This window comes from Paraburkholderia sp. FT54, assembly GCF_031585635.1.
GTDB lineage: Bacteria > Pseudomonadota > Gammaproteobacteria > Burkholderiales > Burkholderiaceae > Paraburkholderia.
Window position 1 is genome coordinate 335,045 of record NZ_CP134197.1, and the last position, 25,240, is coordinate 360,284.

21 protein-coding genes and 2 pseudogenes are annotated in these 25,240 nt (G+C 58.9%); 9 read left to right on the forward strand and 14 right to left on the reverse strand.

The genetic code is table 11. The features are described from left to right. Window positions 1-14: 14 nt before the first annotated feature. From RI103_RS34340 to RI103_RS34355, 4 genes are all read left to right on the forward strand, one after another. Window positions 15-1,184: an ABC transporter permease subunit gene (locus RI103_RS34340; RefSeq protein WP_310819236.1), complete on the forward strand. Its 1,170-nt coding sequence runs from the start codon at window positions 15-17 to the stop codon at window positions 1,182-1,184. A 19-nt stretch (window positions 1,185-1,203) separates the two neighbouring features. After that, window positions 1,204-2,016: an ABC transporter ATP-binding protein gene (locus RI103_RS34345; RefSeq protein ID WP_310819237.1), complete on the forward strand. Its 813-nt coding sequence runs from the start codon at window positions 1,204-1,206 to the stop codon at window positions 2,014-2,016. Continuing rightward, the gene (locus RI103_RS34350) at window positions 2,016-2,732 is read left to right on the forward strand and encodes an ABC transporter ATP-binding protein (RefSeq protein ID WP_310819238.1); all 717 of its coding nucleotides are present in this window, start codon (window positions 2,016-2,018) and stop codon (window positions 2,730-2,732) included. Before RI103_RS34345 ends, RI103_RS34350 begins: the two co-directional genes overlap by 1 nt. A 162-nt stretch (window positions 2,733-2,894) precedes the next feature. Then, the gene (locus RI103_RS34355; protein ID WP_310819239.1) at window positions 2,895-3,545 is read left to right on the forward strand and encodes an MCP four helix bundle domain-containing protein; all 651 of its coding nucleotides are present in this window, start codon (window positions 2,895-2,897) and stop codon (window positions 3,543-3,545) included. On the opposite strand, the gene RI103_RS34360 is transcribed toward RI103_RS34355, so the two are convergent. Further along, window positions 3,535-4,254, reverse strand: coding sequence for an IS6 family transposase (locus tag RI103_RS34360; RefSeq protein ID WP_310819371.1), 720 nt, complete (start codon window positions 4,252-4,254; stop codon window positions 3,535-3,537). The genes RI103_RS34355 and RI103_RS34360 overlap by 11 nt on opposite strands. A gap of 70 nt (window positions 4,255-4,324) precedes the next feature. On the opposite strand from RI103_RS34360, the pseudogene RI103_RS34365 reads away from it, so the two are divergent. Next, window positions 4,325-4,759, forward strand: a pseudogene (locus RI103_RS34365) (transposase); the annotation flags it as partial. Window positions 4,760-5,080: 321 nt separating this feature from the next. On the opposite strand, the gene RI103_RS34370 reads toward RI103_RS34365, so the two are convergent. Both RI103_RS34370 and RI103_RS34375 read right to left on the reverse strand, forming a co-directional pair. Then, window positions 5,081-6,094 (reverse strand): alpha/beta fold hydrolase, encoded by a 1,014-nt coding sequence (locus RI103_RS34370; RefSeq protein WP_310819240.1) that lies wholly within the window; start codon window positions 6,092-6,094, stop codon window positions 5,081-5,083. Between the two features lie 417 nt (window positions 6,095-6,511). Next, window positions 6,512-6,676 carry a hypothetical protein gene (locus tag RI103_RS34375; RefSeq protein WP_310819241.1) on the reverse strand — a complete coding sequence of 55 codons (165 nt, stop codon included), beginning with the start codon at window positions 6,674-6,676 and terminating at the stop codon, window positions 6,512-6,514. 320 nt (window positions 6,677-6,996) lie between these two features. On the opposite strand from RI103_RS34375, the gene RI103_RS34380 reads away from it, so the two are divergent. After that, on the forward strand, window positions 6,997-7,839 hold the full coding sequence (locus RI103_RS34380) for a class I SAM-dependent methyltransferase (RefSeq protein WP_310819242.1): 843 nt from the start codon (window positions 6,997-6,999) through the stop codon (window positions 7,837-7,839). 297 nt (window positions 7,840-8,136) lie between these two features. On the opposite strand, the gene RI103_RS34385 is transcribed toward RI103_RS34380, so the two are convergent. From RI103_RS34385 to RI103_RS34410, 6 genes and pseudogenes are all read right to left on the reverse strand, one after another. Beyond that, entirely contained in the window at window positions 8,137-8,805 is a 669-nt protein-coding gene (locus RI103_RS34385) for a response regulator transcription factor (protein ID WP_310819243.1), read from the reverse strand. An 18-nt stretch (window positions 8,806-8,823) separates the two neighbouring features. Next, window positions 8,824-9,729, reverse strand: a complete 906-nt coding sequence (locus RI103_RS34390) for a trypsin-like peptidase domain-containing protein (RefSeq protein WP_310819372.1) — start codon at window positions 9,727-9,729, stop codon at window positions 8,824-8,826. A gap of 587 nt (window positions 9,730-10,316) precedes the next feature. Then, a complete protein-coding gene (locus tag RI103_RS34395) occupies window positions 10,317-10,625 on the reverse strand; it encodes a 4a-hydroxytetrahydrobiopterin dehydratase (RefSeq protein ID WP_310819244.1) in 309 nt (102 codons plus the stop codon). 330 nt (window positions 10,626-10,955) lie between these two features. Continuing rightward, window positions 10,956-11,891 carry an adenylate/guanylate cyclase domain-containing protein gene (locus tag RI103_RS34400; protein WP_310819245.1) on the reverse strand — a complete coding sequence of 312 codons (936 nt, stop codon included), beginning with the start codon at window positions 11,889-11,891 and terminating at the stop codon, window positions 10,956-10,958. Window positions 11,892-12,085: 194 nt separating this feature from the next. Further along, a pseudogene (locus tag RI103_RS34405) lies at window positions 12,086-13,136 on the reverse strand (patatin-like phospholipase family protein). A gap of 62 nt (window positions 13,137-13,198) precedes the next feature. After that, window positions 13,199-13,813, reverse strand: coding sequence for a hypothetical protein (locus RI103_RS34410; protein WP_310819246.1), 615 nt, complete (start codon window positions 13,811-13,813; stop codon window positions 13,199-13,201). Window positions 13,814-13,974: 161 nt separating this feature from the next. Here RI103_RS34410 and RI103_RS34415 point away from each other — a divergent pair, with 161 nt between their 5' ends. From RI103_RS34415 to RI103_RS34425, 3 genes are all read left to right on the forward strand, one after another. Beyond that, window positions 13,975-17,424: an AAA family ATPase gene (locus tag RI103_RS34415; RefSeq protein ID WP_310819247.1), complete on the forward strand. Its 3,450-nt coding sequence runs from the start codon at window positions 13,975-13,977 to the stop codon at window positions 17,422-17,424. Window positions 17,425-18,113: 689 nt separating this feature from the next. Then, window positions 18,114-18,374, forward strand: a complete 261-nt coding sequence (locus tag RI103_RS34420; RefSeq protein ID WP_310819248.1) for a hypothetical protein — start codon at window positions 18,114-18,116, stop codon at window positions 18,372-18,374. Window positions 18,375-18,879: 505 nt separating this feature from the next. Beyond that, window positions 18,880-19,005 (forward strand): hypothetical protein, encoded by a 126-nt coding sequence (locus tag RI103_RS34425; RefSeq protein ID WP_310819402.1) that lies wholly within the window; start codon window positions 18,880-18,882, stop codon window positions 19,003-19,005. A gap of 680 nt (window positions 19,006-19,685) precedes the next feature. On the opposite strand, the gene RI103_RS34430 is transcribed toward RI103_RS34425, so the two are convergent. The 5 genes from RI103_RS34430 to RI103_RS34450 all read right to left on the reverse strand — a co-directional run bounded on the left by RI103_RS34430 (window position 19,686) and on the right by RI103_RS34450 (window position 25,218). Further along, window positions 19,686-21,101 carry an IS1182 family transposase gene (locus RI103_RS34430; RefSeq protein ID WP_310812887.1) on the reverse strand — a complete coding sequence of 472 codons (1,416 nt, stop codon included), beginning with the start codon at window positions 21,099-21,101 and terminating at the stop codon, window positions 19,686-19,688. Window positions 21,102-21,436: 335 nt separating this feature from the next. Continuing rightward, window positions 21,437-22,609 (reverse strand): mandelate racemase/muconate lactonizing enzyme family protein, encoded by a 1,173-nt coding sequence (locus RI103_RS34435; RefSeq protein ID WP_310819249.1) that lies wholly within the window; start codon window positions 22,607-22,609, stop codon window positions 21,437-21,439. A gap of 155 nt (window positions 22,610-22,764) precedes the next feature. Next, window positions 22,765-23,517, reverse strand: a complete 753-nt coding sequence (locus RI103_RS34440) for an SDR family NAD(P)-dependent oxidoreductase (RefSeq protein ID WP_310819250.1) — start codon at window positions 23,515-23,517, stop codon at window positions 22,765-22,767. Window positions 23,518-23,703: 186 nt separating this feature from the next. Then, entirely contained in the window at window positions 23,704-24,543 is an 840-nt protein-coding gene (locus RI103_RS34445) for an amino acid ABC transporter ATP-binding protein (protein ID WP_409077059.1), read from the reverse strand. Beyond that, window positions 24,544-25,218, reverse strand: a complete 675-nt coding sequence (locus tag RI103_RS34450; protein WP_310819251.1) for an amino acid ABC transporter permease — start codon at window positions 25,216-25,218, stop codon at window positions 24,544-24,546. Window positions 25,219-25,240: the final 22 nt, after the last annotated feature.

Sequence of the window (25,240 nt, forward strand, 5' to 3'; positions counted from 1 at the left end):
GGGGACACTAGAACATGACTTCCATTCAACGAATTGAACCTTCGACAACACTGATGCCTGAGAGGAATCCTGCAAATCGTCGGATCGTCGGTATCCTGACTGCGGCACTCGTTGCTGCCGCGCCCATGATCATCGGCGCGGCCGGCGGCAACTACTGGGTCCGCGTGCTCGACTTCGCGATGCTGTACGTAATGCTCGCGCTGGGCCTGAACGTGGTGGTCGGCTTCGCCGGCCTGCTGGACCTGGGCTACATCGCGTTCTACGCGATCGGCGCCTACACGGCTGCCTTGCTGAGTTCGCCGCACCTCGCGACACAGTTCGGGTGGATCGCGCATCTGGCTCCGAACGGGCTGCACGTACCGATCTGGATCATCGTGCCGATCGCGATGTCGTTCGCGGCGTTCTTCGGGATCGTGCTCGGTGCGCCGACCCTGCGTCTGCGCGGCGACTACCTCGCGATCGTGACCCTGGGCTTCGGGGAAATCGTGCGGATCTTCCTGAACAACCTCGACCGTCCGGTGAACATCACCAACGGCCCGAAGGGGATCACGGGGATCGATCCGGTGCAGGCGGGCGGCTTCAGCCTCGCGCAGACGCACTCGCTGTTCGGCTTCCAGTTCCCGTCGGTGTACTCGTACTACTACCTGTTCGTGCTGTGCGCGCTGTTCGTGATCTGGACCTGCACGCGTCTGCAGCACTCGCGTATCGGCCGTGCATGGGCCGCCATCCGTGAAGACGAAATCGCCGCGAAGGCCATGGGCATCAACACCCGCAACGTGAAGCTGCTGGCGTTCGCGATGGGTGCGTCGTTCGGCGGCCTGTCGGGCGCGATGTTCGGCTCGTTCCAGGGCTTCGTGTCGCCGGAATCGTTCACGTTCTGGGAATCGGTGGTGGTGCTGGCGTGCGTGGTGCTCGGCGGCATGGGCCATATTCCTGGCGTGATTCTCGGTGCGGTGCTGCTCGCGGTGTTCCCGGAATTCCTGCGCTCGACGATGGGTCCGCTGCAGAACATGATCTTCGGCCACGAAATCGTCGATACCGAAGTGATCCGTCAACTGCTCTACGGTCTCGCGATGGTCGTGATCATGCTGTATCGCTCGGAAGGCCTGTGGCCGTCACCGAAGCACGAAGACAAGATTGCGAAACTGGCGAAACGCAGCGGCAAGAAGCCGGTGCGCGCCTGAGCCTCGCTGGAGAAATCACATGCGCGATAACGTAAGCAACAACGTGGGCACCGGTTCGGGCAGCGATCAGATCCGCCTGTCGGTGAAGGGCGTCAACAAGCGTTTCGGCGGCTTGCAGGCGCTGTCCGAGGTCGGCCTGCAAATCAAGGCCGGCCAGATCTACGGCCTGATCGGCCCGAACGGGGCCGGCAAGACAACCTTCTTCAACGTGATCACGGGTCTGTACACGCCGGATTCGGGCGAATTCAAGCTCGACGGCGAGAACTACACGCCGACCGCGGTGTATCAGGTGGCGAAGGCGGGCATTGCGCGCACGTTCCAGAACATTCGTCTGTTCGGCGGCATGACCGCGCTGGAGAACGTGATGGTCGGGCGCCACGTGCGCACCAGGCACGGCCTGCTCGGCGCGGTGTTCCAGACGCCGGCCGAACGCAAGGAAGAACGCGAGATCAAGGAACGCGCAATTGAACTGCTGGAGTACGTCGGCATCGCGCAGTACGCGGACTACACGTCGCGCAATCTGTCGTATGGCCACCAGCGTCGTCTGGAAATCGCCCGCGCATTGGCGACGGACCCGAAGCTGCTCGCGCTCGACGAACCGGCGGCCGGCATGAACGCGACGGAAAAGGTCGAGCTGACCAAGCTGCTCGACAAGATCCGCGCGGACGGCAGGACGATCCTGCTGATCGAACACGATGTGAAACTCGTGATGGGTCTGTGCAACCAGATGACGGTGCTCGACTACGGCAAGGTGATTGCGCAAGGTCTGCCTTCAGACGTACAGAAGGATCCGAAGGTGATCGAAGCTTATCTGGGTGCGGGGGTCCACTAATGGCAACGGCAATGTTGAAAATCAAGGGCCTGCAGGTCAACTACGGCGGCATTCAGGCAGTCAAGGGCATCGACCTCGAAGTCGCGCAGGGCGAACTGGTCACGCTGATCGGCGCGAACGGCGCGGGCAAGACCACGACGATGAAGGCGATCACCGGTCTGAAGCCGTACTCGGCGGGTGACATCGAGTACATGGGCCAGTCGATCAAGGGCATCCCGGCGCACGAACTGCTCAAGCGCGGTCTGGCGATGGTGCCGGAAGGGCGCGGCATCTTCGCGCGCATGTCGATCGTCGAGAACATGCAGATGGGCGCGTATCTGCGCACGGACACGGACGCCATCAAGGCGGACGTCGATCGCATGTTCGGCTTCTTCCCGCGTCTGAAGGAGCGCGCGTTGCAGTACGCGGGCACGCTCTCGGGTGGCGAACAGCAGATGCTGGCAATGGCGCGCGCGATCATCTCGCGTCCCAAATTGCTACTGCTGGACGAACCGTCGATGGGCCTGTCGCCGATCATGGTCGAGAAGATCTTCGAAGTGGTGCGGGCGATCTCGGGCGAAGGCATGACCGTGCTGCTGGTCGAGCAGAACGCGCGTCTCGCATTGCAGGCGGCGAACCGCGGCTACGTGATGGACTCGGGTCTGGTCACGATGTCCGGCGACGCGAAGCAGATGCTGGATGATCCGAAGGTGCGGGCGGCGTATCTGGGTGAATGAGACATTTAAAGGGTCGCCCGGCAGGTACCGCCAATTTACCGACCCTGAGGTGAGGCCAGGAACTGCTACCGGACCGTTCGGCCCTTGCCTTGCATGCCTTGCGCGGAGATCTCGGGCTCGCGCTTGGACGATACACCTTTCTCGTACCTACCGAAGGACATCATGGAATCCATCGCTAACCGCCAGTTTTCCTGTCGTTCAGAATGTTCTGAGCCGGTGGGAGTGTCATCCTCTAGAATCGACGCTTCGGTGCCAAAGGGCGCGATTGCGGAAATTTCACGGTGCAATAAGTCCGTGGGGCTATCCGTAAAGGCGATGTTGCGGCTAGCCTTTGGCAGCCTGCTGGCAAGCACCGTTGTCGTCGGCAGTATTGCGCTGATCCAGATTCGCGGGATCGGCAAATCAACGCAACTGATCTATGACCAGGGCTATGTTGCGAGTATTGCTGCCGAGGAGGCTCGTGACTATATGCTGCGCGCGAGCCGCGCACAAAAATCGCTACTCACGGCCTCCACAGCAAAGGAACGCGACAACCTGGGCGCCGAGATCGACAGCGATCTGGACAACATCAACCAGCAACTCGCGACTATTCAGTCGCTCTCGAACGACGCCGACAGCATCGTTCTCGACAAAAAGCTGGGCACGGCAATCAATGGCTGGAGTGTCAACCTGCGTGCTTTTGTCAAACTGGTGAAAGGACAGTCGATCGATCTGTCGCAGATGAACTGGCAGGTGGGAACAATGGACGGCTCTGGTGCAAATAGGATGTTTTGGCGAGACGTTTATAAGTGGTATGGATGCCTTATCGATTGAACAGGACGGCATTCCAGACGTCGGGCGTAGTGGCATCCTTGAGGCCGAGCTTCGCGAGATTGAACTGCCCCTTGCGAATGCGATGCATCAACTCGATTCCTGAAATCGTGGTCGCAGCGCTCCTGAATCGCTTGAAACCAAGCATAACCTTCGTGCGCGACTTGATGTTCCGATGGTCCTGCTCGATCAGGTTATTCAGATACTTCGAGGATCTAACTTCGGTGCCGGCAGGAAGTAAGCCCTCAGCCTTCATCTCGCGCACGGCCCGGTGCGAAGCAGCATAGCCGTCGAGCGTGATCGTGAGCGGCGGATGGCCCTGATGCTTAATGGCCTTCCTGATAAACGCTTTTGCTGCTGTTACGTCACGTTTGACGCGAAGCATGAAGTCCACTGTCCTGCCAGACCGATCGACTGCCCGATAGAGGTAGACCCACTTGCCGCGAATCTTCAGGTAGGTTTCATCGACACGCCATGACCGCCCTGCGGGCGTGCCGAAACGGTTCCAGCTTTTGACGAACTCCGGCGTGAAACGCTTCACCCAACGGAGGATCGTGGTGTGCGCCAGCGACAAACCCCGCTCGGCCATCATCTCGACCAGATCACGCAAACTGAGCTTGTAACGAAGGTACCAGCGCACACACAGAATGATGATCTCACGATCAAAATGCCGCCCATCGAACAACCCACCCCTAGTCTTCAGCTTGCTCATCATCAGCCATCAATTCGTTTGTTTCGACAACTCTAACCGATCTCGTCATCCCTATTTGCACCAGAGCCACTTCATCTACATTGCGCGGGACGACGAATACCAGTGTCCAGCCGGTGAACGGGCAATCTACCGTTTCACCCGGGAGGAACATGGTATGCAGTTACGCCGATACTGGAGCAGCGCCTGTCCTCAGTGCCCAATAAAATCGCAATGCACGCCAAGTCCGTATCGGCGAATCACCCGATGGGAACACGAGTCAGTGTTGGAAGGTGTTCAACGTCAACTCGACCAAACGCCTGAGGCAATGACGATACGCCGACGCACCGTCGAACATGTCTTCGGGACGTTCAAGCACTGGATGGGTTACACGCACTTCCTGACACGCCGGCTACCCAACGTGGGCACCGAAATGAGTCTTAACGTACTTGCCTACAATCTCACCCGAGTGCTGCGAATCCTGGGGTTCAAGAAGACAATGAAGGCGATGCGGCTGGTGGGTGCGTGAGCACCCCGTAGGTCCTAAAACAAAGCCCTTAAACTCGTCTGGAACGCATCAGAGACGTTCACCTTCTCGTCGTCGCCGTGATGACCGCAAAGGCAGTCGAACGCGCCGCCGGGGTCAGAGTCACGCGTCGAATCGCAATTCCATCGGGTTTCCACACGACCTGGGTCGATTAGCGCCCTCGAGTCCGCCACGAAGTGACGTTGGTCTCACCGGCGTCGTCTTCTTCGTGCCGCAACCGTGGCAATCCGCTACTTTTGCCCCCCTTCCTGACTTCCGCCATGTGTGCGGCGGTGGGGCACATGCGTGCCCCACCCGAGTGGATTAATCGTCCAGCAAGCTCCTGATCGAAGCGGTGATGAGGTCCGCGTCTTCTTTGCATACTGACGGCAAGCCAGCGCGATGTCCCCAGTCGGAGCGGATCGGCAGCAGCCGTGCATTGGACATCTGCTCCACTTCGAGCCGATTATCCTCGACCTGGAAGTAAAGATCGGTATCACCGGGCATGATCAGGGCCTTGGCGGTGATCGCACGCAGCGCCGCATCGAAGTCGCCGCGATAGAGCTCGTTGTCCGCGATATTGGCGTGCTGCCACGTCCAGAGGTGCGACAGCAGATTGTTGGCGTCGCGCTTGAGGAAGTTGCCTTCCCACGAGAAGACCAGATAGTCCTCGAGCGACGAGTGCCCGGACTTTCGCCACATCTCCGACCGATAGAACGTCTGGGACATGGCCATCGCCGCGTAGCTGCGTGCCATCGCGCGCAAGCCCCGTTCGGGATGCCGCACGAAATAACCGTTTTCAAACGCGGGATCGGCCGTCAGGGTGGCGCGAATGCCCTCCAGAAAAACCTGGTTATGCGGCGAGCACTTCGCCGCGCCGCACAGCACGACCAAGCGCTCAACCATGTTCGGAAACAGGGCTGCCCAATGATAGGCCTGCATGCCGCCCATCGACCAGCCGAGCGCCAGGCGCACCGAGCGGATGCCCAGCTGTTCCGTCAAGAGCCGATGCTGGATTCGCACGTTGTCCATCATTGTGAAGTTCGGCCAGCGGTTGCTGTTGTATGGCACGCTGGCATTGCTCGGCGAAGACGAAAGCCCATTGCCAAACAAACTTGGGATGACGACAAAATACTTGTCGGTGTCGAGCGCCTTGCCAGGACCGACCATCCAGTCGATGTCGTAGTGATGCGCGGCAAACGAGGTCAAATAGAGGATGACGTTCGATTTGTCGTTGTTGAGCGTGCCATAAGTTTGGTAGGCAAGCTTTGCCCCACGGAAAGTCATGCCGGACTGCAACACCACGTTGCCGGCATCGAAGGTGAAGTAATCATCCATCTGTTGAATCGTCAGTGAAGTAAAAGTAATGGTGGCTGTAATGATCGCGGCAAGCGCAATAGCACATGGCCGCAATGGGCGGGGCAGGCATCAAGCGCATCGACAAACGTGCCGCAAACGCTCCGCTTGACCTCATCGTTATACGGATTGACGTTGTCTACATCGAAGCGCGTTGCAAATTATCGCGAACTATTGAATTCTGCGCTGTGCCAGCGCAGCGTTGCAGTTTGCCGGGCGATTCCCGGATGGGCACCTTCGATTCGTCCGTGCCGGTGGCGGTTCAGCGGGAAAGGGTTTCCAGACGCGAAATTGATGTCGCCGGCGAAAGCAGGTCAGGTCCTGTAGGTTGCAGGGCCGCAGCAGCAAGGTCTCAGTCCGGCCAGTTGCTGCCATTGGTCAACAACTGTTGACGGACATTCAGCCGGCCGTTCTGTCCAGGCAGCGGACGTTCGCCTCGTCCTCTACGCACACACGGTGATCGCTCCATCGGGTGGTTTCGTGGGCCGCAAGAGCGATGGTGAAGCCCGCGCCGAAACCATCTGCATCGGTTTGCAGCGAACCATGCATGGACGCCGGGTTCATGACCCAGGCTCTCCCGGCGGGCGCATGACCTCCGCATAACCAGATTGACTCTACCCGGGCGCCTTTCGTCGCGAAGTTCAGGCCCGCTACATGATGATCCATACCTTGTTCAGGCTTATTCCTCCAGAGAATCACGCTCGCGTCTTCAGGCTCATAAATCGTTAAACAAGACTTTGTGGTGACATTCAAAATCGGATGGCATAACATTGATCCGCCGCATCTTGTTTCAGCCGGCCCTTCGGCGGCAGCTCTGTTTAGGCCGGCAGGTTTGCCGTCCTGCGTACTCGTTAATTTAAAAAGAAGTTAACCAAGAGGCGATTATGTCGAACAATCTCATTGAGCATGTCGTGGGGAAGCTGGGGAAAGAGAATTCCACTGCATGCAAGATTTGTGGGGGCACTGCTCAACCATTCGATTTTGTCGATTTCAACAAGACATGCGATAAGAGCATTTATCCATCTGGGCTGCTCGGAATTCCGGTGCTCTACAGGAAATGTGCCGACTGCTATTTTATTTTCACGGATTTTTTCGACGACTTTACACCAGACCAGTGGCGAACTCATGTCTACAATGATGATTATGCGAAAGTTGATCCAGACTACGAGAGTAAACGCCCTCGAAGCAACGTTATGAAAATAAACGTTCTTCTGATTGGTCGTAAGAATAAAATCATCGGTTTGGATTGTGGCGGTGGGAATGGAAAAACCTCCGCTCTTCTAAGAGAGCAGGGATGGGCATTCGATTCTTACGATCCGTTCGGGCATACCGATATGTCGCCAGAACGAATGGGCCGCTACAATTTCTGCTCAGCAATGGAAGTTTTCGAGCACTCGCCAAATCCAGTCTCATCGCTTCAAGATATCGTTGGGAAAATGGCATCCGGGCGCGTAATGATCGTGATCGGAACAGGTATACATGACGGCATCGTTTCGGCGCAAACAAGGCTTTCCTGGTGGTATGCCGCGCCGCGTAATGGCCATATCTCCCTCTATTCGCGCAGGTCAATCGAAGTCCTGGCATCCAAATTCGGCTTGTCCTATGCGAGCATTTATCCGGGCACACATTTACTCACGCGGGACATTGGAAAGCGCGAGACGTTACCGATGCGATCGCGCCTGCACTTGGTCTGGCGCGTACGGCACCCGCTTGGATCTGAGCAATAAAGTGCTGCGGTGAGGGCTACCTGCTGGATTAATAGGAGCATTGCTGCCTGTTCTGATTGAAGCATGCAAAATAAAACCGCGTACTTCACGACGAGGCACTGACGCGTCGGGAAAGGGTTGAATGGGCGCTTTTCGCCGATTGCTTCGCGCCTGTCCCGAAGGGACGAACGGCCGGCGCAGCTTCGAAGCGGTCACTGAGATGCCGCTGATACGAGCGGCAGAAGCGGGTCGACATGAGCCAGTCGCGTCGCACTGCAGTCGGCCACAGACCAGGCACATCGGCGTCGTGTCGACACGCTACACCATGATGAATCCGTGCCGCATACCGAGCATCACCGCTTCGGTGCGGTTGGTCGCGCCTAGCTTGCCGAAAATGGAGGAGAGGTGGAATTTCACTGTGTTGTCCGAGATGTCGAGTTGCCGCCCGATCTCCTTGTTGCCAAGTCCTTCTGCGAGCATCGTCAGTACTTCGATCTCGCGCAAGGTCAGGGTTTCGAAGAACACACCAGACGCCGTCTGCCGCGGCGGTCTCCGTCCGGCCAGCAGCCTCCCGAGGATCTCTGACGACAGTACGTAAAGGCCCGTGGCCGCAGCTTCGATGGACGCGACGATTTCGCCTGGCATCGCGTCACGCGGCAGGATCGCCATCGGATCGCCCGGCAAAGCATCAAGAATCCAGTCGCTGTCCGCCGCATCGGTCAACAGGACGAGCGCCAATGGCGCGTGCCCTATGTCGAATCCAGCCCTGAGTGCGTCGCTCGCCTCCGGCTCCATGTCGATCACGACCACATCCGGGACTGAACCGGCAAGACAGTCGGCGAGCATTCCAGCGTCGGCTGCGCTGCCCGCGAATTTGAGTGCCGGATTCATCTCGACAATCGCTTGCAGGCTTACGCGCACCTGCGGCGAATCCGCAATAACCGCGACCCGGACCGGGCTCATCTGTGCCATCTGTCCATCCGACATTTGACCGGTTCCGGGACCTCACCGGCACGAATCCCGTTGCGGGCGTTCGCCCACGGTTACCGAACACTGGTTGCGTTCGCCGCCCCGGATCAGCGCGATGTTCAACCGCTGTCTGATGCTCCCGGAACCAAGCGCGGTGTGCACGTCGTCGATGTCGCGACAAGGCTTGCCGTCCAATTCGATCAGCACATCGCCCAAGAGCACGCCCGCTTCCTCCGCCGGACCGCCCGACGCGAGCGAATTGACCAGCAATCCACGGTCGGAAGACAGGTTCATTTTTTTGATCCACGCATCCGGCAGGTTCACCTGCTGCGTGCCGACGCCAAGGTAGCCCCGTGAGACGCGCCCGTTAGCCAGCAGTTCCTCGGTGAGGCGCTCGACGGTCATCCCGGGGATCACAATGCCGGCGCCACGCGCAAGCGCCGATGTGCAGATGCCCATGACCTGCCCGCGCACATCCGCGAGGGCAGCGCCGGAGAAACCCGGGTGCAGGCCGCCGTCCAGTCGCACGAATGCATCGATCTGACCGCCCCTCCAGGTGCGCCAGGGACCACCAGCGCTGCCTATCACGCCAAAATCGGCACTGGTGCCGAACCCGTCCCCCCGCGCGACCGCGAGCACAAGGTGGCCTGCCTTGAGTGAGCGGGCATCGCCGGACTCGACTGGGTCCAGCTCCACGCCGTCCAGTTTCAGCACAGCGACGTCGGTGCCGGTATCGAGGCCCGCGAGGACTGCGGCGACCGTATGGCCATCGGCCAGCGTGACCTTGATCCCGTCCTCGCGTCTGAGCGTGTGCGCAGCCGTCACGACGACGCCATGCCGCCAGATTACCCCACTTGAAGGAATGCGATGCCGTCCGTGTACCGCGACGACGCTCTGTCCGACCCGTTCGACGATTCCCGCCAGACTGCTGGACAGATCCAGCAACGGATTGCCGCTTGACGATGTACTTTCCATGTCACGCCTCCTGCCATTTGCGACACGACCCGCTCGTGCCTCATGCCGCCCATTGCGCACGGATCCTTCGCAGGTAGAGTGGCGACGGGCGGATTCAGAATGACAGAACGACAATGGGCACACATCACCCGAATGGGTAGTCGACTGGGTGCAGTCGGCACGTCGGCATGCAACACGATTTGCCCGTTGCGCATCTTGCGCGTCGGCTGGACTACGCTCCAGGATTGCCGCCCAATCGTGGCGAAATTGACATTCGGGCCAGTGTGATCGTGCCGCCTTCACCGGCGTGGCGAACTAACCGAGTGCGCGATGCGGTCCCGGCTATTTGCGCATGACTTAGTAGCGAGCAGCATGTTCGCGTCCGCAGGAGCGCAGAATAGGACGCAACGTCGGCTGCGCGGTCGCGCTGCCGACCCGCCGTCGCTATTCCGGTTCCGGCAGCGAGCGGATCAACCCGGAACGGACCGGCAACCACGGCTGCCAGGCGCGCATGTTATCTGCCCATAGTAAAAACGGGGGCGCGATCGGAAACAGACTCGACTGTAGAAGCTGGTTTACGGCCCGGCAAGACCGTTCGTCTTCGCCGCCATGATGAAGTCGTTCTCGTGCAGGCCCTTGATCTTTTTCGTCCGCCACGAAACAGTGGCCCAGCCCCAGCCAAAACAGATGTCGGGATGGTGTCCCTCGGCGTCGGCGAGGTGCGAGACCCCGGCCACGAATTCGTAGGCTTGCTTGAAATCCTTGAAGCCGAACTTGCGCTCTATGCGGTGACCCTCTTCGACCAGCACCCAGTCGGGTGTCTGGGCCAGCCAGTCGACGGCCTGTGCTTCCGTGAGAGGCGAAACGCCGCCGCGGCAGGGCATGCAATGCCTCGACTGTAGATCATCATTCATCGCACTTTGCCTCCGTTCGCGTCAGCTACCCTGTCAGGCACATTGCTACGATACGCCCGTCGACGTTGCAGGCACACCTCGATGAGGCGTTTCGACGTCGACTGCGGTAGGGTGACGCCGAGACGAGTGCTATTGAATAGTTGTTGTAACGCCGCCTGCGCTTTCGCGACTAGCTCAGGGTCTCCGCCATTAGCAACGGTCGGGTTCGTCATGCCCTGGCCCATTGCTTCGCGGGCTTTCTCGTTCCTCAGCATCCGTCACCGAAATCCATTTACATCGCGGGCAGGGCCCCGGACCCGCTCACTGCGCCGCCGGCAGACCTGATGGCCCGGCGAGGCGCAAATAAGAAAACTCCACGCGCTCCGCGTCGTCACCGATAGACTGCCCGAACGAGATCAAGCCGTGCCCCCAGAGCGTGACCTCGTCACGGCGAAGGATGAGCTCATGGCCGCCGTCGATCGTAATGCGCGTTCCGTTCGAGCTGCAATCGAGCAATACATACCTTCCTTCGCGGCACGCGATCGATGCATGGAACCTTGAGGCGCGGCGGTCGTGCACGACGATCCTCATGCTCGCGTCACGACCGATGGTCACTCGCGTGGATGCTTCACTCATTTCCACACACGTATTCTCATATCGCAGGGTCAACAATGATGACCCAGGAGGGCGCTGCAGGTTGATACCCATGACCGTCAGATCCGCGCTTTGATGCCAGATCGCCTCGAACAACTCCGTTGGCTGTTTCTTTCCGCGCACGGGCATCGGGTAAAGGTAGCGCACCATCTGGCACAGTCTCACCGAGAGGCACTCAACGACGTCTTTGCTCGTGATGACCTGTCCTGGCGAGGCGAGGTCCCGCAGTCGGGCGGCCAGGTTCACAGTGTCGCCGAACACGTCTCCCGATTCGTCCGGCAAAATCGGGCCGAAATGAATGCCGATACACAGCGACATCGGCAATCCCGCTATCGCCGGCAACTCGGAGATAGCCAACTGCATATCTATCGCGGCCTGCATCGCATGCTCGGCGGAGCGAAACACTGCCATGACCTCGTCGCCGATGGTCTTGACGATTCGCCCTCCCAAGCCTTCCGAGCACGATTTCATCAGCGCAATACACCGCGCAATCGTCTCGAAGGCGATCACATCGCCGACGGTCTCGTAAAGCTCGGTGCTGCCGCTTACATCCGCGAACATCACCGCCTTGTGAGACGTCTCGTGTTTCGATTCATCATCCATGAGCAACCCGTCAGGTCGTTCATCTGGCGCCGATGCGCCGTTCGCGAGTCGGCCCGTGGCAGGGCTTCGCTTGTCAGTGTAGTACTGGGTACGCGGTTTTGGGCCGGTACGAAGTTCATTTGGATTTCTTGCGGTCCGCTCCGTCTCATGTCGCCTTAGCCATCGTCGAAGCTCAATCCCGCCACCGCTTGCGCTTAGAGGAACGTCTCAGTGATATTCGTCGATGAGCGCCGTCCCAGCGCATCGAAATTCATCTCCAGCCAGGCATCGGCGCGAGAGCGGCCCAGTTCGACCAGCTTGCGCAGGAAGCCCCAATCCGCATTAAATTTGCTTGACGCGCCAAGCTCTGACATTTCCGCCTCGGCATCGATGCTGTGGATCAGCATGCGACGGTAGCGTGTGCCGTCGAGTGCCCCTTCGTCGATCACTCGCGTAACGAAGTCGATTGCACGCATCTCGCGCATCAACGACCAGTTGAAACTCAGCGTATTGATGCGACCGAGGATTTCGTATGCCGTCGTCGGAACCTTGGGAATGCGGATGGAATTGATGCGAATGATCAGCACGTCACGCGTATCGGTCTCATAGATGAGCGGTTAGATTGGCGGATTACCCATGTAGCCGCCGTCCCAGTAGTATTCGCCGTCAATCTCGACGGCCTGAAAAAGTTGCGGCAGGCAGCTCGAGGCCAGTACCGTCTGGACGGTGATCTCTTTGGTGGAGAACACGCGTATGCGCCCGCTCAGCACATTGGTCGCGCACAAGAACAGTTTGACGCCGGTGTTTCTCGTCAATATTTCGAAATCGACCGTTTCAGTCAACACGTCGCGTAACGGGTTGAGGTTGCATGGGTTGAGCTGGTACGGGGAGAAGAAGCGCGTGAGAAAGTTGAACATCAACCACGCGGGCGCAAGATCCATTGTGACGTAGCCAGTCACGCGATTCGGCCCGGCATGTTGCAGAGGGCTCGCCCAGGCCCGTTCGGAGATCTTGCGCCAGAATGTTTCGAGCGCGCGGCGCGCCTGATCCTGCCCCCCGCTGACGAGGCCGTAGGGCCAGCACGGTGGCATTCATGGCGCCGGCGCTGGCTCTGGTGCCGCTGATGCCGCCGATCTCGATGCGGGCGTCTTCGAGCAGGCGGTCGATTAACCCCCAACTGAAGGCGCCATGGCTGCCGCCGCCTTGCAACGCCACGCGGATGCGGCGTGGCGTGGGCGTCGTCGCCTTTCGTCGTTTCGTTTTCATCGTGCGGCTTCTGATCTGCTGATCTGCTGATCTCCTGAGCGATGCGGTGGCCGGTGACTCGATCAGCCCGCAGTGGGCCGAGCAAGCCGCCATGCAAGATTCGAACGGGCACGGGCCTCACAGCGGGCACGGAACACGTCGGTAAGGTAGACGTGCTCACGAGCCAGCAGGGCGTTGAGGAACGCGCACACACGGCGATCGTAAGCGGCGTCGTCGAGATCCGGTCGTTCCGCCCTGAGGTGCGCTTCGTCGCGGACAAAGCACGCGCGGTCGCTACCCAGGTCGGCCAGATCGATGTCGACAGTAAAGCGAGCGTAGGGATTGTCCGGTACGACCGTATGCGTAGTGGCCAGAATCATGTCCGCCACGCGTTCGCTCGCAGCAATGCGGCCCTGCGCCCAGTGGAGGAACCAGTCGGTGCTGCGTTGCTCGTTGTTGGACGCTCCGGGTACGTAGATCACATCATGGCACCAAAGCGCAAGTTCGACCGCATCGGGATCGGGGATAGCCGAGCGAGCCCAGTCCAGATCGCGCAGACACCGGCGGATATGGCGCAGCGTATGGTAGAAGCGGGCAGGTTCGGCATAGAGTCGCACCAAACGGTCGTAGACGGCATCGGCGTCAATACCGCCGCAACGTGACCAAAGCGTGACGAAGCGCGCTTGTGTCTTGTCCATTCGTCCATCCTGTGTCCGTGTGTCGGAAACTGGTCCGCTCGCGTCCGTCACCTATGAAGATTGGCTGACGCGAGAAGCGCAAGGTCGTCAAATCGGCTTGATGCAGGAATGGATTAAGCCTCTAATTGTTCTCGGGAGCGTCCGACGGATCGCGAGGCTATATGCACTGCACAAATTGCGGAGCCGAAAACCGCGATGGCGTGAGATTCTGCGAGCAATGCGGAACCGAACTTGCGCGGACCTGCGCGAATTGCGGCCACGAGTTGAGTCCGGCCGCGAAGTTTTGCAGCGAATGTGGCGCGCCTGTCGGCGAGCAATCGTCGCGATCGATGCCGGCGCGCACGCAAGCTCCAGCACCCCTGCCGATCCATTACACGCCTTCGCACCTGGCTGCGCGTATCCTGGCCGAACAGGCGGCCCAGCAAGCGCGCGGCCAGAACGCCTGTGAACGCAAGACCATCACGGCGTTGTTTGCCGACATGGCCGGATCGACAGCGCTCATTCAGGATCTCGATCCCGAAGAAGCCCACCGGCTGATTGCCCCTGTCGTCGAACTGATGATGGAGGCCGTCCATCACTACGAGGGCTTTGTGGCCAAATCGCTCGGTGACGGAATTCTGGCCCTGTTCGGCGCCCCGATCGCCCATGAAGACCATCCGCAGCGGGCTTTGTATGCGGCGTTGCGAATGCAGCGGGCAATGCGCCGCCATAGCGACCGGATCCGGCTCGAGCGTGGCATACCGCTGCAGATCCGGGTCGGTGTCCATACCGGCGAGGTGATCGTGCGTTCTGTGCGCAAGGACGACTTGCATACGGACTACGACCCGGTGGGCCACACGATCCACATTGCCTCGCGCATGGAGGCCATCGCCACGCCTTCGTCGATCCTCGTGAGCGAGTCCACCTTCAAGCTCACCGAAGGCTATTTCGAGTTCAAAGCCCTGGGGCAGACGCAAGTCAAGGGTGTCGCACGGGCGCTCGCTGTCTATGAGGTGGCCAGCCTCGGTGCGCTTCGTACGCGCCTCCAGGTGGCCGAGCAGCGCGGCCTGGCGAGGTTCGTCGGCCGCCAGGCGGAGCTGGAGCAATTGCGCAAGGTTTTTGACGAGGCCAAGGCGGGACGAGGGCACGTTGTCGGTGTGGTGGGCGAAGCCGGGGTGGGGAAATCGCGGCTGTTTCACGAGTTCAAGAGTCTGTTGCGGCGGGCCTGCCTCGTTGTGGAGACGTTCTCGGTTTCGCACGGCAAGTCGTTTGCCTGGTTGCCGCTCGTGCAACTCCTGGAGAATTACTTTCAGATCACGGGGGAGGACGATGAGCGCAGGCGTCGCGAAAAGGTTGCGGGCCGCGTGCTGACCCTCGAACGCAGTCTGGAAGAGGTGGTGCCCTACTTGCTTCATCTGCTTGGCATCGGCGAGCCAAATGCGGCGCTCGTGCAAATGGACTCGCAAATCCGGCGCGAGCGCATGTTCGAGGCGGTTACGCGACTGCTCGTGCGCGAAAGTCTCGACAACCCGCTCGCACTCGTGTTCGAGGACCTGCAGTGGCTCGACAATGAAACGCAGGCTTTCCTCTCGTTCCTCGTCGATGGCATGCGCAATGCGCAGATTCTCCTGCTCCTGAACTATCGGCCCGAGTTTCGCCATGACTGGGGCGACAAGACCTGGTACACACAATTGCGCCTGGATCCGCTGGGCCGCGCCGACGCTCAGGCGCTACTCACGGCTCTCGTCGGCGATGATTCGGGGCTTGTGCCCGTCAAGCAGCTCATCCTCGACGGGACGGAAGGCAACCCGTTTTTCATCGAGGAGGTTGTGCGGACTCTGGTCGAGGAACGCGCGCTGCTCGGCGAGCCGGGCTGTTACCGGATGGAAAGGACTCCGACCGCGCTTCATATCCCGACCACCGTACAGGGCGTGCTGGCGTCTCGCATCGACCGGCTTCCGGTTGCGGAAAAGGAGTTGCTGCAAACGCTCGCGGTGATCGGCAAGGAGTTTTCTGCAAGTCTTGTTCAGCACGTCGTCGAGCAGCCTGAAGACGAGCTGATCGCCCTGTTTTCGCGCCTGGAAGCGGGAGAATTCATTTACGAGCAGCCCGCATTCCCTGAAGTGGAGTATGCGTTCAAGCACGCGCTCACTCAGGAAGTGGCAGGCAATTCGATGCTCACGGAGCGGCGCGGCGTGCTGCATGAACGTACGGCGCAGGCAATCGAGGCGCTTTTCCATAGCCGGCTCAAGGACTACTTGAACGAGCTCGCACACCACTACAGCCTCAGCGGAAACGTCCCGAAGGCCGTGGAGTATTTACGCCGGGCCGGTCAGCAGGCCTTCCAGCGCTCGGCGAATGCGGAAGCGATCCGTCAGCTCGGCATGGCCCTGGAATTGCTCGGGCGCCTGCCTGATACGCCCGAGCGCTCCGATCAAGAACTTGCCCTGCAGCTTGCCATCGGTCCCGCGTTGATGGCGGCGAAGGGCTGGGCCGCGCCCGAAGTGGAGGCGACCTACACACGTGCAGTGGCGTTGTGCAGGCAGGTTGGAAAAACGCCTTACCTGTTCACAGCCCAATTGGGATTGCGAATGTTTTACCAGCTACGTGCGGAGTACAAGGCGGCAAAAGAGCTCGATGAGCGGCTGCTGAGTTTTGCAGAAAATTCACACAATCCGAGCCTCCTGATCGAAGCCCGATACCTGTTGGGGATGACGTTGTTCCGTCAGGGTGAACTCGGCCCGGCGCATGCCCAACTCGGCTGTCTGGAACGGTCGGCATCGCTCTATGACCCGGACCAACTTGACGGCGACACCTTTGTTCACGGGCGAGATCCACGAACTGTCGGGGGCAGCAGCCTTGGCTTGATCTTGTGGTACATGGGCTATCCCGATCAGGCTGTCAAGCAAGCCGAAGCATCGCTCGCTTTGGCACGGTCGATTCCCAACTTTGTGAGCCTCGGTCAAACCCTCGTCTTTAACGCGGAGCTTCATCAATTGCGGCATGAGGTGCAACTGACCAAAGACTGTGCCGCGGCGAGCATGGCGCTTTCGGCCGAACAGGGGCTTCCCGTGATCCTGGCGTGGGGAAGCATCCTTCATGGATGGGCATTGGCTCAGGAGGGCAACGCGGAGGACGGCATGGCTCGACTGCGTCAGGGGCTCGCCGACTATGAGGCCACGGGGGCCCGGTTGGGACGCTCGTACTTTCTGGCACTGCTGGCGCAAACTTATACAAGCGCAGGGCAGTGCGAGGCGGGGCAGAATGCGCTGGCCGAGGCCATAGCCGTGCTCCAGAAGACGGGCGAACGCTATTACGAAGCTGAATTGAATCGGCTCAGAGGCGAATTGCTGCTTCTCCCGACAGGCGGGCGGACCATGTCGGCCACAGACAATGAAGCCGCGCAGACATGTTTTCATGAGGCGATCGCCGTTGCCCGCCGTCAGGGTGCCAGGTCACTCGAACTGCGCGCAGCGCTAAGTTTGGCGAGGCTTTGGACGGGACAAGGCGAGACGCGTGCTGCGCGGCAGTTGCTTGCCGCGGTCCATGGCTCATTCACGGAAGGCTTCGGGACCGCGGACTTGCAGCAGGCCAAAGTACTGCTCGACGAACTGGCTCGCTTCGACACGTGATCGGTGGCGAATGTGGTGATGCTTCAGAGAAACGCCAACGTCCCTTGTGGGTCCGGTCCGCGACATTCGAAACACCGGAGCCGAGCGGCGGTGGATGTCCGGGTGTTCAACCACTCGTCCGTGCACTGTCAATGCCTCAGCGAGCCGCGCATGCGGTGCCAGAAACCGCCCGCGCACCCCGGATGACGCAACACACCTGCCGCCCCTCGCCAACCGCTCCCAGCCGGATGCCGAAAGCTCGAACGGAGCACGGCAGTGCATGTGTTCCAATGCGATTTTGCGTTCGAGTGGCGCACGTCGACGATCATGCGCGGACTCGCGCCAAAATTCGGGCCGAGGTTCGCCCAATCGCAGTCATATCGCCATCCCGCTAAGCCGTCGCTCGAACGGGCGCTTCGTCGAAAATCCGGACGTATGAGCCGACTCCGACGTCTGCCATACGGCGCGGACTAGCTCGTGTTCCCCAAATGTCCATCTCGGGCAACTTGCAGGACTTGACTTCGACCCCGCTGATCTTGGCGATCGCAGCGAGTCGACTGCGTGCGGAGTCGGGAAACTGCAACCTCTGACCGGATCGGATCTCACGCCAACGTGGTCGACCGTACAAACCGCGTATTGCTGTTATTTCAGGCAGGCCATAGAATCAGAGCGCCTACTAACGGCGTACCTACAAATAAGACGGAGACCTAATGAAGAAAATTCTTATGTGTGCTGCGGTACTGGCGCCGCTCGCTGCACACGCACAATGGAACGGTTCGCAACAGCAGGTTGGCAATATGAGCTACGGCAACTACTCCGGTCCGAACGGCCAGTCGATGAATTCGAACTCGCAGAACGTCGGCAACACGACATACACACACCAGAACTACAACGACGGTCAGGGTAATACGGTTATGCGCAACTGCACAACGCAGAAGGTCGGCAATCAGGTTTACACCAACTGCAACTAACAAACTGTGCAGGCTCCATGTTTGACGTCCTCGGGTCGCCATTCTTCATTCGTCGCTGTGCGATGGGGAACGTATGCGTGCGTTGTTCGTTGCTATTGCAATCCTAGTCCCAACTTTCACATCTGCTTCAAATTGACAAGTCGTTCGCAAAGGCACTTCCAGCTGGATAGGACACCTGTCGGGTCAACCAACAATGGTCAGCTTCAGCCTTTATCCGTTTCGGTCCTTGTCGATCGAGATAGTATCGCGAGCATGAACGAGGAAATGAAGACCGTGTGGTGGAAAGAAACAGCGACTGAATAATAGGCAATGAAAAGTATTATTCAAATTGCCGGACCTGCAATCAAATCGGTTCCCGTGTGGACTGCAATTAGGAAGTCGTCTGCATCGCCGCTTCAATCTTCGCGGCTTTGGTGGCCGTCGGAACGATGCGTAACAACAACGAGAAGTTCCAAGAAATACGCTACCACGCATGCGATCTGCATGGCGTAAGGAAACCTAATAAATGAAAACGATTATCCTAATAACGCTTGTCTCACTCCTCGCTGGTTGCAGTGGCATGGGCGGCGCCATGTTCGCCGGCGCCCTTCAAGGATTCGGCGAAGGCGCTGCGCAAGCCTTGCGCCAATAATCTGATGGCGCTCCCGTCCCAAGAAGTGGCACGGCAAGCGCGGCGCTCGGAGACATCGACCTTCCGCCGAATCACCGCAACTGGTTTGCGTTTGGCTTGCGGGCTTAGTGTCTTCCCGTGACGACGACCGTCAATGCTACGCATGCCGAAATTCAACGAGGAGATGGCTATCTAGCGTGGCAGCGGGCGCTTTGCGAAGTTGCTTACGCAACGGGCCGAGACCGACATCGTCGTGTTGAACGAATACCAAGCTGGGGAAGCTCCTGGCCGAAACAATGCTCGACATCGAGTCTATGACGCGGTGCGCTGCACTGTCGCCCGCGAACGGGAAAGAGGTCCGGCGATCAATCTGGATTATCGATGTCGGTCAGGTTGAGCCGACCGAGAATGCCCGTCAAAGTTGAAAATTAGTAACAGGCCGGCGCAGTCGGGAGTCCGGTCTATAGTCGAAACCAGCCATACGATAGCCGCTGAGTCTTGAGGCAGCTCCGGGTCGAGTTATGCCTTTCGCATATCTGTTGCGATCAGCCATCGATTGAGGTCGGCGTCGGACCGGGTTCGGCCGATTCTGTTGAAAAAGTCGTGTTCTGGTTGGGGATGTAGGAGTTGGCAACACGTTTTCGCGTTGTGGCGATCGGCGAAGCTGCGAGCTTGAACCTAGCAGGGATCTCCCTTGCCCGTCATGGAACTGCCTGCTTCATCTGCTTGCTTGCTGGCATGAGCCACTTGGCCATTCTTCGCAGATTTTGCGCGGTTGCTGCCATCAGAAATTCATCATGGGCACCACTTGGACCTCTCAACCGCAGACGATCCAGCTTGAGGATGCGCTTGAGGTGGGCAAAGAGCATTTCCACCTTCTTACGCTGTCGGCGAGACTGCTTGTATTCGGGGGTTGTCGCGATTCGTCGAGCCTCGTCGCGGGCGGCTTCATGGATGCTGCGCGTGATTTTGCGAAACGACATATTTGGACAGCATTGACTCTTCATCGCACAGCGGTTGCAATTCTTTTCGCTCGCACGATACACGATGGTGTCGGCTCTCGTGATGTGCGTACGGGGATTTTTCAGTGGACGCCAGTCGCTGCGTAACGCATACCCTGAAGGACATCGATACTCGTTGGTCTGTTCATTCCAGATGAATTCGCTGCGGGAGAACGTATTGTCCTTGCGGGTGGTTTTATCCCAGACAGAGACGTGCGGTTCAATCTGCTTCTCTTCAACCATCCAGCCAGGCAGCGCTGCTGTGCCGTATGCGGTGTCACCTACCAGCTTGCGAGGCGTCAGCTCCCGTTGACGTCCAACACGATCAATCATTGTTCTGGTTGATTCAACTTCCTGTGCGCGATTTGCCGGCGTCGCCTCAACATCCATAATGATCCCTGCCTGCAGGTCAATCAGATAATTCGTCGAGTAGGCAAAGAACGCAGGGCCGCCCGGAGCGGCCGTCCATCGCGCGGCAGGATCGGTCAGGGATATCTTTTTTGGAGGCGTCAAAGACGCTGCTGGTTCAGATGTATCTGCTGCTATTGGATTGGTTTGCTCAAGCGCTTCAATATATTCCCGCACAGCGCGACTGTGTCCGTCAGCACGTCCCCAGTCGATAGGTTCTGTTCCCGACACGCCATTCGCAGGACTCGCGTCTGCCTTGATAATGCTTGCATCGATTGCGAATCCCTCACCCTTGACAAGCCCCTCGGCCATGCAGCGACTCAGCACAGTTTCAAACACGTGACGCAACAGGTCGCTATCGCGAAAGCGCCCGTGACGGTTCTTTGAGAACGTCGAGTGTTCCGGTACGGCGTCCTCCAGACCCATGCGGCAGAACCACCGGTATGCGAGGTTCAGATGCACCTCTTCACACAGACGTCGCTCGGACCGGACGCCAAAGCAGTAACCCACGATCAACATGCGAATCATGAGCTCCGGGTCAATCGATGGACGACCCATTGGGCTGTAGTACGGTGCGAGGTGCTGGCGCAGATCTCGCAGATCAAGGAAGCGATCGATGCCTCTCAGCAGGTGTGATTGCGGGACGTGGTGGTCGAGGTTGAACGAGTAGAAAAGCTTGTCCTGCCCGCTATCCAGTCGACCCATCATGACGATTCACTCCCGTCGTTTGATGCCTTCCAGGATACCTAACATTCCGCATCGACGCCGACTTTTTCAACAGAATCGGCCATGACGCGTCATTCGCCCGCACCGTCGCTCGGACATTCAGACGTCGTTTCCACCCAGGAAGCGGCCATTCAATTCGCGATGGTGAACATTGCTTGATGGGCCAAACCGGTCGTCCATGCGCTCCTACTTACACCGCTTCTGCAATGTCCGGTTCTGGGCGACGCGAACGTCGTCAAGCCTCCCGCATGTAACCATAGCTCGAACCGCGCCCTCGGAGGGCGCCGAGCATAGTACCTGCCTGCAGCAGAGCTTGGTCAGGCCGACGGGGATGAAAACACCGTCTTGCCGTTGATCTTGATTTCCACGTCGACCTTGTACTCGACGAGGGCTTGGGTATCGACCTCGATCCCCAAGCCGGGCGAATCCGGCACATGGATCTCGCCGTTCGCATCGGGGACGATGTGATTGCGTGTCAGGCCAGCCGCCACCTGCTGCAGCGTGGTGGGATACTCACAAATTCGGTGCTCCTCGAGGCCGGCGAAGGGCTGCAGAGAGGCGCTCAGCGCCAGATTCGAGGTGAAGGTGTGGTTGATATATGTCACGCCACGGCGCGCCGCGTAGTTGGCCACCTGCCGCGCTGGCCAGAGGCCGCCGATGCGACCACAGTCGATCTGGATATAGCCGACCTTGCCGAAGTCGATCAGATGCTCGGCCATGTACCGGTTGTGCGCTGCTTCGCCACCGGCAGTGCGCACCGTGCGCACCTTCTCGCCCAACTGACGATACGCCTCATAGGCGAAGCCGTGGAAGGGTTCCTCGAAGAAGGTGACGCGGTTGCGCTCCATGGCTTCGAGCCGGAGCGCCGCCGCGGCCACATCCGACCCGAAGATCTGCCCGGCATCGACGAGCAGGATGCCGTCCGGCCCCAGACCCTCACGGGCGGCATCGAGATGGGCGATGTCGCCTTCAAGCGAATATCCAAACGGGGCCCAGCCGAACTTGGTCGCGCGGAAGCCTCGGTTCCACATGTCCCGGGCCCGCTCCAGGGTCTGCTGTGGAGTGTGGCCAAACAAAACCGAGGCATAGGGGGTCTTGGGATAGCTTCGGTTATAGCCTAAAAGCTTCCAGGTCGGTACGCTGCGCATCTTGCCCAGCAGATCCCACATAGCCATTTCGATGCCCGACCAGGTATGGGTAGCCTGCAGCAGGTCCATGCTGTTGTAACCGACATCGGCGGCCATGCGCTTGATATCGTCGGGTCCCTCGAGCTTCTGGCCCAGCACGGAGGCCGATACGGGGCGGCAGGCGCCATGCGACATCGGGCAGACGAAGGCCGCGATGGAAGGCAAAGGCGCTGCCTCGCATTCGCCCCAGCCCACATGTCCGCCGGCCGCCACCCGTACCACCAGCGCGTCCTGGCTACCATCCGCCGCCGCCGTCACCTCCGGCATAGCTACGTAGAAGAAATCAATGCTATCGACCTTCATCTGCTTCCTCCTTATCGGGTTGCGGGGGCCGTCGAGTGCGATTTTCGGGATAGTTCCGCTACGGTGTGCCGTATGCTGGTTTAGGCGCGAGGCTCTAGCGGGGCGCCATAAGGTAGGTATCCAAGGCGTGCCCCTCAATGTTTTTATCGTGGGTATCAGTAAGTCGCTCGTCCGCCGGACAGGTCGAAAACAGCCCCTGTCGTGAATGAATTCTCTGATGATACTAACCACATCACCATCGCCGCAATCTCTTTGACCTCGACGAAACGCCCACGCGGAATCTTCGAGAGCATGTAGTCGATGTGCTGCTGCGACATTTGGTCGAAGATTTTGGTGCGGGCTGCTGCGGGAGTCACGCAGTTGACGGCGATATCAAGCTTCGCGGTTTCTTTCCCAAGGCTTTTGGTCAGCGCGATCACGCCCGCCTTTGCTGCGCTATAGGCCGACGCGGTCGGGTTGCCCTCCTTGCCAGCAATCGAAGCGATATTCACGATGCGTCCGTAACCCTGATCGATCATCGTTCGAACCACCGCCTGGTTCACATGGAATGTGGCATTCAGATCGATGTCGATAACGCGGGCCCATTCGTCAGCGGGGTAGTCCACGACCGGTGCGTTGGCTCCAGCTATACCTGCGCTGTGCACGAGCGCATCGATCCGGCCGAACGTCGCGATTGCTATGTCGGTGGCCTGCTGAACCTCATCGCGCCGCGTAATATCGACTTTGACGATCTCGACCTCGCCATACTGCGAGAGACTGATCTTTGCTGCCGCGAGCGCGATCTCATCGCAGTCCCACAGCACGACCCGCGCACCTGCGTCCAGCAGACGTTCTGCTATTGCATAGCCGATACCTTGTGCGCCGCCGGTTACGACGGCACTGCGCTGTGAGAAGTCGTATGCGTTCATGTCACCTCCCTATGCAGTTAAAAGCGTCCCGAAGCGCGCTTTCGCTTTTAGAACTGTTGATGAATAGCGACCCGGGCCATGACTGTTTGCTGTTCAACGACGGAGCCCTTGCGGGACAACGTGGCCTCCATGCGCTAATGGCCTGCGCCACTCGCCTCGACTCGATGGCGACGTTCTGCTACCTTTCTAGCCCGACGCCCCTTGATCCAGTGCACCTCCGGATTGGCCCTCGCCGCGCACCGAACTTCGTAAGAAGTCTTTGGTCCGCTGTTCTCGTGGATTGACAAATATTTGCGAAGGGTCTCCTTGTTCAACGATTCGACCTTGGTCCATGAAGACCACGCGCGATGCGACTTGCCGAGCGAAGTCCATCTCGTGTGTAACCACAACCATAGTCATCCCTCGCTGTGCGAGATCGCGCATGACCGTCAGAACCTCCGAGACCAGTTCTGGGTCGAGCGCGCTCGTTGCTTCGTCAAATAGCATGACGACCGGCTGCATTGCCAGGGCTCGCGCGATGGCGACACGCTGTTGTTGCCCCCCTGATAATTCCGCAGGATAGGCACCAGCTTTTTGCGCAAGACCGACAAGTGATAACTTCTCTAGCGCGTTTTTCCTTGCCTCGTCCCTGGATTGGCGCAACACATGAACCGGGGCTTCCATGACGTTGCCCAGTACTGTGAGATGCGGGAAAAGATTGAAATGCTGGAAGACCATACCGACACGTGCCCGAACCGCTGCAATTTCCCGCGCACTGTGCGGTCGATTTCGACCTCCCGGAGTGTCATCTCTATACGCGGTCACACCGTCAATTCGAATACTTCCCGATTCGGGAACTTCAAGGTTGTTGATGCACCGGAGCAATGTCGATTTGCCGCTACCTGACGGCCCGATTATGCAAATCACTTCTTTGGGATAGATCGTCAGGTCGATGCTATCTAATACGTGGTGCGAGCCATAGTATTTTTGCAGGTTGCAAATTTCGACCATTGCCGCTTGCATTGTGTTTGGAGGGTAAGTTGACATTCAGTTTGGCCTCCGGAAATATCCACGCCGGGAAAAACGATCCAGATATCCAACAAAGCGAGCAGCAGGAAAACTTACCAGGAAATACATCAAACCAACGATCGTGTAAAGCGTGAAATACTGAAAGCTTTGAGCGGCCTGAATCTGTGCAGTGAATAACACTTCCTGTATTCCTACGACCGAACATAGTGCGGTATCTTTGAACAATTGAATGAAGTAATTCCCGAGCGTCGGAACGACGACACGAATAGCCTGTGGCAAAATAATGCGCCGCATTGCCAACGCGGGCGTCATGCCGAGTGCTGCTGCGGCATCGTGTTGTCCGTGTGGAACAGCTTGAATTCCTCCACGATAGACTTCAGACAGGAATGCGGAATAATTCAGCGTCAAGCCGATCGCTCCCGCTGTGAATGAATTCAGCCGAATCCCAAACTCAGGCAATACAAAATAAATATAAACGAGTTGCAACAGCAGTGGGGTGCCTCTCATTATTTCGACGTAGGCGAGAACCAGCCAACGCAACACTACGAACCGGGATCGGCCAGCAAAAGTCACCAGCAAAGCGAAGATCAGGCTGCACGACATGACAATGAAGGTCAGTTCGATCGTCAAAACAAGGCCAGCTAGAAGTGGCCCCAAACTCTGCAGAGCCACGCCGGTTTGAAATAGATTCATAAGAGGCACCACAAGCGAGATA

Excerpts from the sequence above, each read along its gene's own strand:
- RI103_RS34410 (WP_310819246.1), bottom strand. The coding sequence starts at position 13,813 with ATGGACAAGACACAAGCGCGCTTCGTCACGCTTTGGTCACGTTGCGGC.
- RI103_RS34340 (WP_310819236.1), top strand. The coding sequence starts at position 15 with ATGACTTCCATTCAACGAATTGAACCTTCGACAACACTGATGCCTGAG.
- RI103_RS34360 (WP_310819371.1), bottom strand. The coding sequence starts at position 4,254 with ATGAGCAAGCTGAAGACTAGGGGTGGGTTGTTCGATGGGCGGCATTTT.
- RI103_RS34440 (WP_310819250.1), bottom strand. The coding sequence starts at position 23,517 with ATGAACGCATACGACTTCTCACAGCGCAGTGCCGTCGTAACCGGCGGC.
- RI103_RS34380 (WP_310819242.1), top strand. The coding sequence starts at position 6,997 with ATGTCGAACAATCTCATTGAGCATGTCGTGGGGAAGCTGGGGAAAGAG.
- RI103_RS34350 (WP_310819238.1), top strand. The coding sequence starts at position 2,016 with ATGGCAACGGCAATGTTGAAAATCAAGGGCCTGCAGGTCAACTACGGC.
- RI103_RS34435 (WP_310819249.1), bottom strand. The coding sequence starts at position 22,609 with ATGAAGGTCGATAGCATTGATTTCTTCTACGTAGCTATGCCGGAGGTG.
- RI103_RS34385 (WP_310819243.1), bottom strand. The coding sequence starts at position 8,805 with ATGTCGGATGGACAGATGGCACAGATGAGCCCGGTCCGGGTCGCGGTT.
- RI103_RS34450 (WP_310819251.1), bottom strand. The coding sequence starts at position 25,218 with ATGAATCTATTTCAAACCGGCGTGGCTCTGCAGAGTTTGGGGCCACTT.
- RI103_RS34375 (WP_310819241.1), bottom strand. The coding sequence starts at position 6,676 with ATGAACCCGGCGTCCATGCATGGTTCGCTGCAAACCGATGCAGATGGT.
- RI103_RS34445 (WP_409077059.1), bottom strand. The coding sequence starts at position 24,543 with ATGTCAACTTACCCTCCAAACACAATGCAAGCGGCAATGGTCGAAATT.
- RI103_RS34430 (WP_310812887.1), bottom strand. The coding sequence starts at position 21,101 with ATGATGGGTCGACTGGATAGCGGGCAGGACAAGCTTTTCTACTCGTTC.
- RI103_RS34420 (WP_310819248.1), top strand. The coding sequence starts at position 18,114 with ATGAAGAAAATTCTTATGTGTGCTGCGGTACTGGCGCCGCTCGCTGCA.
- RI103_RS34345 (WP_310819237.1), top strand. The coding sequence starts at position 1,204 with ATGCGCGATAACGTAAGCAACAACGTGGGCACCGGTTCGGGCAGCGAT.
- RI103_RS34370 (WP_310819240.1), bottom strand. The coding sequence starts at position 6,094 with ATGGATGATTACTTCACCTTCGATGCCGGCAACGTGGTGTTGCAGTCC.
- RI103_RS34415 (WP_310819247.1), top strand. The coding sequence starts at position 13,975 with ATGCACTGCACAAATTGCGGAGCCGAAAACCGCGATGGCGTGAGATTC.
- RI103_RS34425 (WP_310819402.1), top strand. The coding sequence starts at position 18,880 with ATGAAAACGATTATCCTAATAACGCTTGTCTCACTCCTCGCTGGTTGC.
- RI103_RS34400 (WP_310819245.1), bottom strand. The coding sequence starts at position 11,891 with ATGGATGATGAATCGAAACACGAGACGTCTCACAAGGCGGTGATGTTC.
- RI103_RS34395 (WP_310819244.1), bottom strand. The coding sequence starts at position 10,625 with ATGCCCTGCCGCGGCGGCGTTTCGCCTCTCACGGAAGCACAGGCCGTC.
- RI103_RS34355 (WP_310819239.1), top strand. The coding sequence starts at position 2,895 with ATGGAATCCATCGCTAACCGCCAGTTTTCCTGTCGTTCAGAATGTTCT.